The organism is Pseudomonas sp. JL23 (assembly GCF_056933585.1).
Map to the genome: position 1 here is coordinate 1,005,642 of NZ_CM167795.1, position 12,282 is coordinate 1,017,923.

Annotated in this window: 18 protein-coding genes; 8 read left to right on the forward strand and 10 right to left on the reverse strand. The window is 58.5% G+C overall.

All coding sequences use genetic code 11. The features are described 5' to 3' along the window. Positions 1–77: 77 nt before the first annotated feature. From AC1Z24_RS04835 to AC1Z24_RS04845, 3 genes are read left to right on the forward strand one after another with little or no spacing between them, the layout of a single operon-like run. Positions 78–467 (forward strand): FagA protein, encoded by a 390-nt coding sequence (locus AC1Z24_RS04835; RefSeq protein WP_483744753.1) that lies wholly within the window; start codon positions 78–80, stop codon positions 465–467. A 32-nt stretch (positions 468–499) separates the two neighbouring features. Further along, positions 500–976 carry a hypothetical protein gene (locus tag AC1Z24_RS04840; RefSeq protein ID WP_483744754.1) on the forward strand — a complete coding sequence of 159 codons (477 nt, stop codon included), beginning with the start codon at positions 500–502 and terminating at the stop codon, positions 974–976. A 1-nt stretch (position 977) separates the two neighbouring features. Continuing rightward, a complete protein-coding gene (locus tag AC1Z24_RS04845; protein ID WP_483744755.1) occupies positions 978–1,589 on the forward strand; it encodes a superoxide dismutase in 612 nt (203 codons plus the stop codon). Positions 1,590–1,855: 266 nt separating this feature from the next. On the opposite strand, the gene AC1Z24_RS04850 is transcribed toward AC1Z24_RS04845, so the two are convergent. The 10 genes from AC1Z24_RS04850 to AC1Z24_RS04895 form a co-directional block, all read right to left on the reverse strand. Beyond that, a complete protein-coding gene (locus tag AC1Z24_RS04850) occupies positions 1,856–2,128 on the reverse strand; it encodes an HPr family phosphocarrier protein (RefSeq protein WP_259098293.1) in 273 nt (90 codons plus the stop codon). A gap of 16 nt (positions 2,129–2,144) precedes the next feature. Next, a complete protein-coding gene (gene rapZ, locus AC1Z24_RS04855) occupies positions 2,145–3,002 on the reverse strand; it encodes an RNase adapter RapZ (protein ID WP_483744756.1) in 858 nt (285 codons plus the stop codon). A gap of 2 nt (positions 3,003–3,004) precedes the next feature. Next, complete coding sequence (ptsN, locus tag AC1Z24_RS04860) at positions 3,005–3,472, reverse strand: PTS IIA-like nitrogen regulatory protein PtsN (RefSeq protein WP_483744757.1); 468 nt, start codon at positions 3,470–3,472, stop codon at positions 3,005–3,007. A 12-nt stretch (positions 3,473–3,484) separates the two neighbouring features. After that, positions 3,485–3,793 (reverse strand): ribosome hibernation-promoting factor, HPF/YfiA family, encoded by a 309-nt coding sequence (hpf, locus tag AC1Z24_RS04865; RefSeq protein WP_259098298.1) that lies wholly within the window; start codon positions 3,791–3,793, stop codon positions 3,485–3,487. 76 nt (positions 3,794–3,869) lie between these two features. Next, on the reverse strand, positions 3,870–5,366 hold the full coding sequence (locus AC1Z24_RS04870) for an RNA polymerase factor sigma-54 (RefSeq protein WP_483744758.1): 1,497 nt from the start codon (positions 5,364–5,366) through the stop codon (positions 3,870–3,872). Between the two features lie 185 nt (positions 5,367–5,551). Continuing rightward, positions 5,552–6,277, reverse strand: a complete 726-nt coding sequence (lptB, locus tag AC1Z24_RS04875) for an LPS export ABC transporter ATP-binding protein (protein ID WP_483744759.1) — start codon at positions 6,275–6,277, stop codon at positions 5,552–5,554. Then, entirely contained in the window at positions 6,278–6,832 is a 555-nt protein-coding gene (gene lptA, locus AC1Z24_RS04880) for a lipopolysaccharide transport periplasmic protein LptA (RefSeq protein WP_483744760.1), read from the reverse strand. Further along, positions 6,819–7,391: an LPS export ABC transporter periplasmic protein LptC gene (gene lptC, locus AC1Z24_RS04885; RefSeq protein ID WP_483744761.1), complete on the reverse strand. Its 573-nt coding sequence runs from the start codon at positions 7,389–7,391 to the stop codon at positions 6,819–6,821. Before lptC ends, lptA begins: the two co-directional genes overlap by 14 nt. Before the next feature lie 9 nt (positions 7,392–7,400). After that, positions 7,401–7,925, reverse strand: coding sequence for a KdsC family phosphatase (locus tag AC1Z24_RS04890; protein ID WP_483744762.1), 525 nt, complete (start codon positions 7,923–7,925; stop codon positions 7,401–7,403). 14 nt (positions 7,926–7,939) lie between these two features. Then, complete coding sequence (locus tag AC1Z24_RS04895) at positions 7,940–8,914, reverse strand: KpsF/GutQ family sugar-phosphate isomerase (RefSeq protein WP_483744763.1); 975 nt, start codon at positions 8,912–8,914, stop codon at positions 7,940–7,942. A 318-nt stretch (positions 8,915–9,232) separates the two neighbouring features. Here AC1Z24_RS04895 and AC1Z24_RS04900 point away from each other — a divergent pair, with 318 nt between their 5' ends. The 5 genes from AC1Z24_RS04900 to AC1Z24_RS04920 are packed head-to-tail and all read left to right on the forward strand — an operon-like array spanning position 9,233 to position 12,275. Then, entirely contained in the window at positions 9,233–10,042 is an 810-nt protein-coding gene (locus AC1Z24_RS04900) for an ATP-binding cassette domain-containing protein (protein WP_259098311.1), read from the forward strand. Next, positions 10,042–10,839, forward strand: a complete 798-nt coding sequence (gene mlaE / locus AC1Z24_RS04905; protein ID WP_483744764.1) for a lipid asymmetry maintenance ABC transporter permease subunit MlaE — start codon at positions 10,042–10,044, stop codon at positions 10,837–10,839. Before AC1Z24_RS04900 ends, mlaE begins: the two co-directional genes overlap by 1 nt. Next, complete coding sequence (gene mlaD, locus AC1Z24_RS04910; RefSeq protein ID WP_483744765.1) at positions 10,839–11,306, forward strand: outer membrane lipid asymmetry maintenance protein MlaD; 468 nt, start codon at positions 10,839–10,841, stop codon at positions 11,304–11,306. The genes mlaE and mlaD overlap by 1 nt, the downstream gene beginning before the upstream one ends. Positions 11,307–11,317: 11 nt before the next feature. Continuing rightward, positions 11,318–11,977 (forward strand): MlaC/ttg2D family ABC transporter substrate-binding protein, encoded by a 660-nt coding sequence (locus tag AC1Z24_RS04915; protein WP_259098316.1) that lies wholly within the window; start codon positions 11,318–11,320, stop codon positions 11,975–11,977. Further along, positions 11,970–12,275, forward strand: coding sequence for an STAS domain-containing protein (locus tag AC1Z24_RS04920; RefSeq protein ID WP_483744766.1), 306 nt, complete (start codon positions 11,970–11,972; stop codon positions 12,273–12,275). The genes AC1Z24_RS04915 and AC1Z24_RS04920 overlap by 8 nt, the downstream gene beginning before the upstream one ends. Positions 12,276–12,282 lie beyond the last annotated feature (7 nt).

Genomic DNA, 12,282 nt, shown 5'->3' on the forward strand with positions numbered 1-12,282 from the left:
TTCAATTCATCTTTGTCCTTGTAGTGATTATCAATCTCATTTAATAATGAATATCATTTCAATAATGAGATTGAGTCATGGGCCTTGTTCTGCACGAATCTGCGCATTTGGACCACTGGCGTTTCCTGGGTGTGCGGGTGCGCTGCGCCCTCGATGCTGACGAACCCCGCTCAATCGAACATTACCTTGCCGAAGGGCGCTATCTGGCGCGCTTCACCGCCACGCCTCAGCCACTGATCGCCGAAACCACCTTGCGTCTTTTGCTCGATACCGCGCGCGACACGGTATTGCCCTGGCATTGGCGCTGCCTGTGTCTGGATCAGGCCTGGCGCCCCCTGCGTGACCTGCACGCTCTGGCGCAAACCCCGGCCCGTCGCGAACGCTATCAAGCCTGCGTCCACGAATTGGCCGCCTGCGTCCTGCAGCCTTCGATCACACCCCATGAACTCATAGCCGCCGGTCTTTGACCGACACCCGTCAGCGTCTCAGGAGGTATGTCATGCAGCATTGGAAACGCACCATTGAAGAGGCCAATCGCTGTTTCAATCGCGGCGATCTGGTTGATGCCCGTGAGCTGTACCTGCAGGCGCTGGCGCTGGCCCAGGTGTTGTTCGAGCGTTGGGCGAACGTGGATGAGGCGGTTGCCGCCTTCGTCATCTCGCACCACAACCTGGCGGATCTGCACCTGGCTCTGGGGCAGCCGGAGGAGAGCGCGGAGTACCTCTGCGCGGTTCATCAGCATTTGCTCCAGGTCATGCAGGAGCAGCGCCTGTCCCCGGCCTTGCGCCAGGCGGCGCTGCGTCACAGCAGCAAAACCTACATCGAGCTGCTCGGTTTCATCAGCGAATACGGCGAGTACCCACGCACTCACCGACTGCTCATCAGTGGCGGCGAGCAATCGCGCATGTCACTGCAGCGCAATGCTGCGGCCATCCCCGATTCCACCTACCCCGGCCACAATTACGGAGTTCATTGATATGCCTTATACCTTGCCTGCCTTGCCTTACGCCTACGACGCGCTGGAGCCGCACATCGACGCGCAGACTATGGAAATCCACTACAGCAAGCATCACCAGACCTATATCAACAACCTCAACGCTGCCGTCGAAGGCACCGAATGGGCTGAATGGCCGATCGAGAAGCTGATGGCAGCGGTGCAGCAGCTTCCAGAAAAACTGCGCCCGGCCGTGATCAATCAGGGCGGCGGGCATGCCAACCACTCGCTGTTCTGGGCGGTAATGGCGCCTGCCGCTGGTGGCTTGCCACAGGGCGAGGTGGCCAAGGCCATTGATGAGCAGTTGGGTGGCTTCGATGCGTTCAAGGACGCCTTCACCAAGGCTGCGCTGACCCGTTTTGGCAGCGGCTGGGCCTGGCTGAGCGTGACCCCGCAGAAGAAACTGATCGTTGAAAGCAGTGGCAACCAGGACAGCCCGCTGATGAATGGCAATACGCCGATCCTCGGCCTGGATGTCTGGGAGCACGCCTACTACCTGCTGTATCAGAACCGTCGTCCTGAATACATCAACGCTTTCTATAACGTGATCAACTGGGGCGAAGTGTCCAGGCGTTATCTGGCCGCCGTGGCCTGAGTCTCATATAACAAGAATTAAGGCAGTTTATGCGTCTGGATATTCATAAGGTCGGCAGGGGGCGAAGATTTCGCCGGGCGGCAGGATTGATTGTGTTTTTGCTCGGTGTCTTACTGTTGATTGGCCGGGCGCTGGGCTGGCTGGCTTTTTAACCTGTGGGACCGGCTTTAGCCGGGAAGACTGCATTACGGACAATGCACATGTATCGGATGTACGAGCCCCTTCCCGGCTAAAGCCGGTCCCACAGGGGCTGAGGCGTCGGCGGTTTACTCGCCTTCATCAAAGTAGTTATTGATCAACTCGACCAACCCATCCAGTGCCGCCTGTTCGTCATCGCCTTCGGTGTGCAGGTGGATGTCGGTGCCTTTGCCTGCTGCCAGCATCATGACTGCCATGATGCTCTTGCCGTCGACCATGCTTTCCGGGGTACGGCCGACCCTGATCTGACAGGGGAACTTGCCCGCCACGCCGACGAATTTAGCCGCTGCGCGTGCGTGCAGGCCGAGCTTGTTGATGATGGTGATTTGACGAGCGGGCATCGCAGTGAAAGTCCTTTCAGCTGAGGTCGCGGTGGCGGACCTGAACGTTCTTGAGGGATTGTTGCAGCACTCGGCCCAGGCGTTCCGTCAGATAGACCGAGCGGTGATGCCCACCGGTACAGCCAATCGCAATGGTGACGTAGGATCGATTGCTGGCGGCAAAGCGCGGCAGCCACTTGTTGAGGTAGGCAAAGATGTCCTGAAACATCTCTTCGACATCAGGTTGGGCCGCGAGGTAGTCGGCAACGGGTTGATCAAGCCCCGACTGCTCGCGCAGTTCGGGTTTCCAGTAAGGGTTGGGCAGGCAGCGTACGTCGAACACCACATCGGCTTCCACGGGCATGCCGCGCTTGAAGCCAAAGGATTCGATCAGGAACGCAGTGCCAGGCTCCGGTTTGTCCAGCAGCCGCAGTTTCAGGGTGTCGCGCAGCTGGTAGAGATTCAGGTGGGTCGTGTCGATGGACAGGTCGGCCAGATCGATGATCGGGCTCAACAATTTGCTCTCGTCACGTATCGCTTCAGCCAGGGAGCGATTGGCATTGCTCAGTGGGTGGCGACGACGGGTTTCCGAGAAGCGCTTGAACAGGGTGGCTTCGTCCGCATCAAGATAGATAACGTCGCAGCGGATATTGCGCGAGCGAACTTCTTCGAGCATTTGCGGGAAGCGGGTCAGGTGGCTGGGCAGGTTGCGCGCATCGATGGACACGGCGAGCATCGGCTCGGCCAGCTCGGTATTAATCAAGGCGCGTTCAGCCAGCTCCGGCAGCAGGCCGGCGGGGAGGTTGTCGACGCAATAGAAGCCGCTATCCTCCAGAACATCGAGGGCCGTGCTCTTGCCTGAGCCGGAGCGGCCGCTGACGATGATCATGCGCATGATCAGTTACCTTTGCCCTGCACTTTTTTGACCACTTCATAGAGGTCATCACTGCTTTTGGCGCTACGCAGTTCTTTGCGGGTTTCTGCGTTATCCAGCATGCCGGCGATCTGGCGCAACAACTCGAGGTGGGCGTCGGTGGCCGCTTCGGGGACCAGCAGGACGAACAGCAGATCGACAGGTGCGCCGTCGATGGCGTCGAAGTCGATGGGCTTTTCCAGGTGAAATACCGCGCTGACCGGGTCAATGCAGCCCTTCATCCGGCAATGGGGGATGGCGATGCCGTTGCCAAAACCGGTCGAACCCAGTTTTTCGCGGGCAACAAGGCTCTCAAACACCGTGCGATTATCCAGGGCAGCAATGTCATGGGTAATCAGTTCGGCGATTTTTTCGAGTACGCTTTTTTTACTGCCACCCGGCACGTTCACGAATGAACGGCCGGGGGTCAGGATATTTTCAAGTCGGATCATGTAGGTGGGGTATCAGCGCGCCGCTGCACCTTGCAGGCTGCGTTGCTGTTTTTCCTTATGCTTGAGCAATTGTCTGTCGAGCTTGTCGGTCAGGAGGTCGATCGCTGCGTACATGTCGGCATGTTCCGCGTTGGCGACCACCTCTCCGCCGGGGATGTGCAGGGTGGCTTCGATTTTCTGTTTCAACTTCTCGACCTCCATGATCACCTGCACATTGGTGATTTTGTCGAAGTGGCGCTCCAGTCGTCCGAGTTTCTCGGTGATGTAGTCGCGTAGGGCGTCGGTCACATCCAGTTGATGTCCACTGATGTTGACTTGCATACCGCTTTCTCCTTATTGCCAGTGCATAGAGAGGCAGGCTTATGCCTGCCACTGGAACGCTGCCAGCTTGCCATCGTCACATCAGGCGCTTGCGCTCACTGGACGGTGCTATCCCAAGTGATTCGCGGTATTTGGCTACTGTGCGACGGGCTACTTGAATGCCTTGTGCCTCCAGTAAACCAGCGATCTTGCTGTCACTCAACGGCTTTTTCTGATTTTCCGCAGCAACCAGTTTTTTGATGATCGCGCGGATGGCCGTGGACGAGCATTCTCCGCCTTCGGAGGTACTTACGTGGCTTGAGAAGAAATACTTCAGTTCGTAGATGCCGCGGGGGGTATGCATGAATTTCTGCGTGGTGACGCGGGAAATGGTCGATTCATGCATGCCGACCGCTTCGGCGATATCGTGCAGGACCAGAGGCTTCATCGCCTCGTCGCCGTACTCGAGGAAGCCGCGCTGATGCTCGACGATCTGGGTGGCGACCTTCATCAGGGTTTCGTTGCGGCTCTGCAGGCTCTTGATGAACCAGCGGGCTTCCTGCAACTGATTGCGCATGAAGGTGTTGTCGGCACTGGTATCGGCGCGACGGACGAAACCGGCGTACTGCGGATTGACGCGCAGGCGCGGCACCGACTCCTGATTGAGTTCGACCAGCCAGCGCTCGTTGTCCTTGCGCACGATCACGTCGGGGACCACGTATTCAGCTTCGCTGGACTCGATCTGTGAGCCCGGGCGCGGATTGAGGCTCTGTACCAGCTCGATGACCTGGCGCAGTTCTTCTTCCTTGAGCTTCATGCGGCGCATCAGTTGGGTGTAGTCGCGGCTGCCCAGCAGGTCGATGTAGTCGGTGACCAGGCGCTGAGCCTCGGCCAGCCAGCGGGTCTTGGCGGGCAGCTGGCGCAGTTGCAGCAGCAGGCATTCGCTGAGGTTACGCGCGCCGATGCCGGCTGGCTCGAATTGCTGGATACGGTGCAGAACCGCTTCTATTTCATCCAGTTCGATGTCCAGCTCGGGATCGAAGGCGTCGAGGATTTCTTCGAGCGTCTCGTCCAGGTAGCCCTGGTTGTTGATGCAGTCGATGAGAGTGACGGCGATCAGGCGATCGGTGTCGGACATTGGCGCCAGGTTCAGTTGCCAAAGCAGGTGGCTTTGCAGGCTTTCCCCGGCCGAGGTACGGGTGGTGAAGTCCCATTCGTCGTCGTCATTGCTGGGCAGGCTGCTGGCGCTGGTCTGGTAGACGTCTTCCCAAGCGGTATCCACCGGCAATTCGTTGGGGATGCGTTCGCCCCATTCACCGTCTTCCAGGTTGTCCACGGTTGGCGCGGATTCCTGCTGGTAGGTTGGCTCCTGGATCTCGGTGCTGGTTTTCGCTTCGACGTTGTCGGCCAGTGGGTCGGCGTTGTCGAAGTCGTCGCCTTCTTCCTGGCGTTCCAGCATGGGATTGGACTCCAGCGCTTCCTGGATTTCCTGTTGAAGGTCCAGAGTCGACAACTGAAGTAAGCGGATGGCCTGTTGCAGCTGCGGCGTCATCGTCAGCTGCTGGCCCATTCTCAAGACTAGCGATGGTTTCATGGCAGGGGCTAAACACCTTATTCGCCGGCGCACACGCGCCATCCACTACAGGGCGCCGGGGCGCCAACATAAGCAAATTATATGCCTGAAACCGAAGTGTTTGCCTAGAGTGTGATGCAATTAAAATTGCATCATCCCCGGCCCTCAGGCATTGCCCGTTGCAGGGCAGTGAAGCATCGCAGCCATCAGAGGCGAAATTCGTGTCCGAGGTAGACTTCTTTCACCAACTGGTTGGCCAGAATGGTTGCCGAGTCGCCTTCGGCGATCAGTTGCCCGTCGTTGACGATGTAGGCGGTTTCACAGATGTCCAGAGTTTCACGGACGTTGTGGTCGGTGATCAGGACGCCGATGCCCTTGGCCTTGAGGTGATAAATGATTTGCTTGATGTCGCCGACCGAAATCGGGTCTACACCGGCGAAGGGTTCGTCGAGCAGGATGAACTTCGGTGAGGTTGCCAGCGCGCGGGCAATCTCGACCCGGCGACGTTCGCCACCGGACAGGCTCATGCCCAGGTTGTCGCGGATGTGGCTGATGTGGAATTCCTGCAACAGGCTTTCCAGCTCTTTGCGGCGGGCAGCGGTATCCAGTTCCTTGCGGGTTTCAAGGATCGCCATGATGTTGTCTGCAACCGACAGCTTGCGAAAGATCGAGGCTTCCTGAGGCAGATAGCCGATACCGGCGCGGGCACGGCCGTGCATGGGCTGGTGGCTGACATCCAGATCGTCGATCAGTACGCGACCCTGGTCCGCCTGGACCAGGCCTACGATCATATAGAAGCAGGTCGTCTTGCCTGCGCCGTTAGGGCCGAGCAAGCCGACGATCTGACCGCTGTCGATGGACAGGCTCACATCGCGCACCACTTGGCGGGCCTTATAGCTTTTAGCCAAATGCTGGGCTTTCAGCGTTGCCATTTACTGGGCCTTCTGCGGAGTGTTCGGTGGAGTGGTTTTGTTCTTCGGCTGGATAACCATGTCGATGCGCGGACGTGGCGCGGTGACCTTGGCGCCATTGGCACGACCGGCGTTGACCACTTGCTTGACGGTGTCGTAGACGATTTTCTCGCCTTCGGAAGTGTTGCCATCGTTGATCACCTTGGCCTTGTCGATCAGCACGATGCGGTTCTGCGCGGCAAAGTACTGGATCGTTACGCCATAGGCCTGGACGATGGGTTTATCCACTTGGGGCTTCTGCTCGTAGTAGGCCAGGTTACCGACCGAAGTGAAGACGTCGACGTCACCCTGGGCGTTACGTGTGATGGTCACGGTGTTGCCGGTGATCTTCATGGTGCCCTGAGTGATGATGACGTTGCCCTTGTAGGTGGCAACGCCCTGCTTGTCATCGAGCTGAGCATCGTCAGACTGGATGTGGATTGGCTGATCGCGGTCGGTCGGCAGGGACCAGGCGCTCGCGCTTCCCAGTGCTGCACCCAGGCCAAGCAAAAAAGGAAGGGTATTAACGAGCCTCATACTGCCCTCTTACGTTGGATAGCAAGTTTATCTTGCTGTCATTCAAGTACGCTTTCATTCCCTTGGCCGTAGTCACACCGCCAGCGCCGTCGATTCTAACGGCTTGCTCGGTCTGCGCATATTGCTTCTGTGGGAATACAGTCATACGGCTACTGGTAATGATGGTGGTGCGGTTTCTTTCATCGGTGCGCGCAACGCGCACATTGTCGATCAGTTCGACCTGGTCGCCGCCCGAAGACACTTCTGCCTGTTTGCTCTGCACGTGCCATGGGAAGGCCGTGCCGCGATACATGAACATGTCCGGGTTGGTCAGCCAGCTCACGTCGGTGGCCTTGAGGTGCTCGACCTTGTCGGACGTCAGTTCATATTGCACGCCGCCATCGGGCAGGTACTGCACGGTATGGGCGTTGGTCGCATAGAAGTCGATGGCAGTGTCGTCGATGGTCGCCTTGGTCTTGTCCAGAAAGCTTTCCGGGTTGATGTTCCAGTAGCCTGCGGCCGCCAGCAGCAGGGCCAGCACTCCGAAGACCAGGAACGTACGAAATCTTTTGCTTAGCATAAATGGCTTCTATAAGTAGGCGGCGTTGGCCGCTTCGAGGCTGCCCTGAGCGCTGAGAATCAGCTCGCAGAACTCGCGCGCAGCGCCTTCGCCACCGCGTGCCCGGGTCACGCCATGGGCGTGTTGACGCACGAAGCTGGCGGCATTGGCGACGGCCATGCCCAGGCCGACACGACGGATAACGGGTAAGTCTGGCAGATCATCACCCAGATAGGCGACCTGTTCGTAACTCAAGTTGAGTTGGCCGAGCAATTCATCGAGTACAACCAGCTTGTCTTCGCGGCCCTGATACAGGTGCGGGATGCCCAGATTCTTCGCCCGGCGCTCGACCACAGGGGTCTTGCGTCCGCTGATGATAGCCGTGGTAACGCCTGCCGCCATGAGCATCTTGATGCCCTGGCCGTCGAGGGTGTTGAAGGTCTTGAATTCGCTGCCGTCTTCGAGGAAGTACAGGCGGCCGTCGGTCAGCACGCCGTCGACGTCGAACACGGCGAGTTTGATCTGTTTACCGCGTTGCAGCAGATCTGTGTTCATTTCGGCGCTCTCCATTACATGACGCCCGCGCGCAGAAGGTCCTGCAGGTTGAAGGCGCCCACCGGACGGTCGTCTTCGTCGACGACAATCAGCGCGCCAATCTTGTGGTCTTCCATGATTTTCAGGGCCTGGGCGGCGAGCATGTCGGCCTTGGCGGTCTTGCCGTGCAAGGTCATTACTTCGTCGATGGTGGTCTGGCGGATATCGATCGGGCGGTCCAGGGTGCGGCGCAGGTCGCCGTCCGTGAAGATCCCGGCCAGACGGCCATCGGTTTCCAGGATCGCGGTCATGCCCAGGCCCTTGCGGGTCATTTCTATCAGGGCGTCGCGCAGCAGGGTGCCGCGCTGCACCTGGGGCAGGTCATCGCCTGTGTGCATGACGTTCTCCACCTTGAGCAACAGGCGTCGGCCCAGTGCCCCGCCAGGGTGGGAGAAAGCGAAATCTTCGGCGGTGAAGCCGCGGGCATCGAGCAGGGCTACCGCCAGGGCATCGCCCATGACCAGCGAAGCAGTAGTCGAGGAGGTCGGTGCCAGGTTCAGCGAGCAGGCTTCATGCTCGACATGGGCGTTCAGGCTGATGTCGGCGGCCTTGGCCAGGGTCGATGTGGGGTTGCCGGTCAGGCTGATCATCTTGATGCCCAGACGTTTGATCAGCGGCAGCAGGGTGACGATTTCGTTGGTGGTGCCCGAGTTGGACAGCGCCAGAATGATGTCATCCCGGGTGATCATGCCCATGTCGCCATGACTGGCTTCGGCCGGGTGCACGAAAAAAGCCGGGGTGCCGGTGCTGGCCAGGGTTGCGGCGACCTTGCGGCCGATATGCCCGGACTTGCCCATGCCGACCACGACGACGCGGCCACGACTGGCCAGAATCATTTCGCACGCGCGCACGAACTCCGCATCGATAAAGCCCAGCAGGCCTTCTACGGCTTCCATTTCGAGGCGGATGGTGCGTTGTGCGGATTGAATCAGGTCGCTGGATTGGCTCATGGTGAAAATTGATCAGCCTGTAAAAAGGCGGCGATTATAACGGTAATGCACGATTCCCTCACGCTTGATCGTCGCACTTTGAATTTGCGCACATTTCTTGCGTGCGGCAGGCCGTAAATGCGGGCCATTTGCCATATCCCTGCATGTGCCAGGGATGTATCAAATATCTGTCCTCGTGCTGAATGAAGCAGGGTTCTCTCTTTGGCGTCCCTCTCATGCGGTGGTATAGTTCGCCGCTTGTTCGACCCACCTAGATAGCCTGTCCCCCTGCCATAGGGCTCGGCAGCTGAGAGTGAGGTTGTATCGCAAGGAGTCTAGATGAGCGCCGATAACGCCTACGCGATCGAGCTGAAGGGCGTGTCCTTCAAGCGCGGTACGCGCAGCATCTTCAATAATGTCGACATTCAAATTCCCAGGGGCAAGGTCACCGGCATCATGGGGCCTTCGGGCAGCGGCAAGACCACCTTGCTGCGTCTGATGGGGGCACAGCTTCGTCCGTCAAACGGTGAAGTCTGGGTCAATGGGCAGAATCTGCCGAAACTGTCGCGCAGTGATCTGTTCGATGCCCGCAAGCAAATGGGTGTTCTTTTTCAAAGCGGTGCCTTGTTCACTGATCTCGATGTCTTCGAGAACGTGGCCTTTCCGCTGCGTGTGCATACCGAACTTCCCGAAGAAATGATTCGTGACATTGTCCTGCTCAAGTTGCAGGCGGTGGGGTTGCGCGGCGCCATCGAGCTGATGCCCGATGAATTGTCCGGCGGCATGAAGCGGCGTGTGGCCCTGGCCCGTGCCATCGCCCTGGATCCTCAGGTGCTGATGTACGACGAACCCTTTGTTGGTCAGGATCCGATCGCCATGGGCGTGCTGGTACGCCTGATCCGCCTGCTCAACGATGCGCTGGGGATCACCAGTGTCGTGGTTTCCCATGACCTGGCCGAGACCGCGAGCATTGCCGACTACCTCTATGTGGTCGGCGACGGTCAGGTGCTGGGCCAGGGTACGCCGCAGGACCTGATGAACTCGGACAACCCGCGCCTGCGCCAATTCATGACCGGCGACCCGGACGGCCCTGTGCCGTTCCACTATCCGGCGCCGGATTTTCGCGAAGATCTTTTGGGGAAGCGCTGATGCGCAGAAAGTCATTACTGGACCGTGTTGCCCATCTGGGGCAAGGGGCCATTGAAACCGTCACGATACTGGGACGCTCAGGTTTGTTCCTGGTCCACGCCCTGCTGGGCCGTGGCGGGATTGGCGGCGGCTTTCAACTGCTGATCAAACAGTTGTACTCGGTGGGTGTCCTGTCGCTGGCGATCATCGTCGTATCAGGCATATTCATCGGCATGGTGCTGTCGTTGCAGGGTTTCAGCATTCTGGCCAAATACGGTTCCGAGCAGGCCGTTGGGCAAATGGTGGCATTGACCTTGCTACGTGAGTTGGGACCGGTGGTAACAGCTTTGCTGTTTGCCGGGCGCGCAGGTTCGGCGTTGACCGCCGAGATCGGCAATATGAAGTCCACCGAGCAGCTGTCGAGCCTGGAAATGATTGGGGTCGACCCGCTCAAGTACATCGTAGCGCCACGTTTGTGGGCGGGCTTCATCTCCCTGCCGGTGTTGGCGTTGATTTTCAATGTGGTGGGTATCTGGGGCGGATCCTGGGTGGCTATCGATTGGCTGGGTGTGTATGAGGGTTCCTTCTGGGCCAACATGCAAAACAGCGTCTCTTTTGCAGATGACGTAGCCAATGGTGTTATTAAAAGCATAGTCTTTGCTTTTGTGGTGACCTGGATCGCCGTGTTCCAGGGTTACGACTGTGAGCCCACTTCAGAAGGGATCAGCCGTGCCACGACCAAGACTGTCGTGTATTCCTCCTTGGCCGTATTGGGCCTGGACTTCATTTTGACCGCCTTGATGTTTGGAGATTTCTGATGCAAAACCGCACCATCGAAACAGGTGTCGGCCTGTTCCTGCTGGCCGGCCTGCTGGCTTTGCTCTTGCTGGCCCTGCGGGTCAGTGGTCTGACAGCTACGACGGCCAACGATACTTATAAACTTTATGCGTATTTCGACAATATCGCCGGTTTGACTGTCAGAGCGAAGGTGAGCATGGCCGGTGTCACCATCGGCAAGGTCACGGCAATCGATCTGGATCGTGAAAGTTTTACCGGGAAGGTGACGATGGAAGTGCAGAAGGGCGTGAATAACCTGCCAATCGATTCGACTGCTTCGATCCTGACAGCCGGGTTGCTGGGCGAGAAGTACGTCGGCCTCAGCGTCGGCGGCGATTCGAAGCTGTTGGCCGATGGCGGCGTGATTCACGACACCCAGTCGTCCCTTGTGCTGGAAGACCTGATCGGCAAATTCCTGCTCAACACAGTGAGCAAAGACGCTAAATGAGGATGTTTGACATGATCTCGACCTTGCGCCGCGGTCTGCTGGTCCTGCTGGCTGTAGTGCCAATGCTGGCCAACGCTGCGGCAGACCAGTCCGCCCATGATCTGGTGGACCGCACGACCAAGCAGCTGTTGAGTGACCTGGCTGCGAACAAAGAAACCTACAAAAGCAACCCGAGTGCTTTTTATGATGCGCTGAACGGTATCGTCGGCCCGGCCATCGATGCCGACGGCATTTCCAAGAGCATCATGACCGTCAAGTACTCGCGCAAGGCCACGCCTGCGCAGATGCAGCGCTTCCAGGAAAACTTCAAGCGCAGCCTGATCCAGTTCTACGGCAATGCCTTGCTCGAGTACAACAACCAGGGCATTACCGTATCGCCGGCGAAGGAAGAAGGCGCCGACCGGACCAGCGTGGATATGCAGGTCAAGGGTAATAACGGCGCGGTCTACCCGGTTTCCTACACCCTCGAAAAAATCGACGGCCAGTGGAAGGTGCGCAACGTGATTATCAACGGCATCAATATCGGCAAGCTGTTCCGTGACCAGTTTGCCGATTCGATGCAGCGTAATGGCAATGACCTCGACAAAACCATCGATGGCTGGGCCGGCGAAGTTGCCAAGGCCAAGGAAACCACCGTCGACGCCGCACAGAAGGCGCCACAAGGTGAGTGAGTCGCTCGTTCGCCTTGGTGCAGCCGGAGAGATCGAACTGGTCGGCGTGCTCGACTACCGCACCGGCCCGGCCCTGCGCAAGCAGGGTGCGGCGCTGATCAAGTCGAGCCAGGCACCGTCCGTGGTACTGGACTGCTCGGCAGTGGAGAAATCCAGCAGTGTCGGCCTGGCCTTGCTGCTGGCGTTCATGCGTGATGGCGCTGCTCTGGGTAAGGCTGTCAGCGTGCGCGCACTGCCGCTGGATATGCGCGAAATTGCCAAGGTGTCGGAGCTCGAAGCGCTTCTGCAACATTCATAATCGCCGT

Coding starts and splice junctions, on each gene's coding strand:
- AC1Z24_RS04835 (WP_483744753.1), top strand. CDS start 78: ATGGGCCTTGTTCTGCACGAATCTGCGCATTTGGACCACTGGCGTTTC.
- AC1Z24_RS04840 (WP_483744754.1), top strand. CDS start 500: ATGCAGCATTGGAAACGCACCATTGAAGAGGCCAATCGCTGTTTCAAT.
- AC1Z24_RS04845 (WP_483744755.1), top strand. CDS start 978: ATGCCTTATACCTTGCCTGCCTTGCCTTACGCCTACGACGCGCTGGAG.
- AC1Z24_RS04850 (WP_259098293.1), bottom strand. CDS start 2,128: ATGCCCGCTCGTCAAATCACCATCATCAACAAGCTCGGCCTGCACGCA.
- rapZ (WP_483744756.1), bottom strand. CDS start 3,002: ATGCGCATGATCATCGTCAGCGGCCGCTCCGGCTCAGGCAAGAGCACG.
- ptsN (WP_483744757.1), bottom strand. CDS start 3,472: ATGATCCGACTTGAAAATATCCTGACCCCCGGCCGTTCATTCGTGAAC.
- hpf (WP_259098298.1), bottom strand. CDS start 3,793: ATGCAAGTCAACATCAGTGGACATCAACTGGATGTGACCGACGCCCTA.
- AC1Z24_RS04870 (WP_483744758.1), bottom strand. CDS start 5,366: ATGAAACCATCGCTAGTCTTGAGAATGGGCCAGCAGCTGACGATGACG.
- lptB (WP_483744759.1), bottom strand. CDS start 6,277: ATGGCAACGCTGAAAGCCCAGCATTTGGCTAAAAGCTATAAGGCCCGC.
- lptA (WP_483744760.1), bottom strand. CDS start 6,832: ATGAGGCTCGTTAATACCCTTCCTTTTTTGCTTGGCCTGGGTGCAGCA.
- lptC (WP_483744761.1), bottom strand. CDS start 7,391: ATGCTAAGCAAAAGATTTCGTACGTTCCTGGTCTTCGGAGTGCTGGCC.
- AC1Z24_RS04890 (WP_483744762.1), bottom strand. CDS start 7,925: ATGAACACAGATCTGCTGCAACGCGGTAAACAGATCAAACTCGCCGTG.
- AC1Z24_RS04895 (WP_483744763.1), bottom strand. CDS start 8,914: ATGAGCCAATCCAGCGACCTGATTCAATCCGCACAACGCACCATCCGC.
- AC1Z24_RS04900 (WP_259098311.1), top strand. CDS start 9,233: ATGAGCGCCGATAACGCCTACGCGATCGAGCTGAAGGGCGTGTCCTTC.
- mlaE (WP_483744764.1), top strand. CDS start 10,042: ATGCGCAGAAAGTCATTACTGGACCGTGTTGCCCATCTGGGGCAAGGG.
- mlaD (WP_483744765.1), top strand. CDS start 10,839: ATGCAAAACCGCACCATCGAAACAGGTGTCGGCCTGTTCCTGCTGGCC.
- AC1Z24_RS04915 (WP_259098316.1), top strand. CDS start 11,318: ATGATCTCGACCTTGCGCCGCGGTCTGCTGGTCCTGCTGGCTGTAGTG.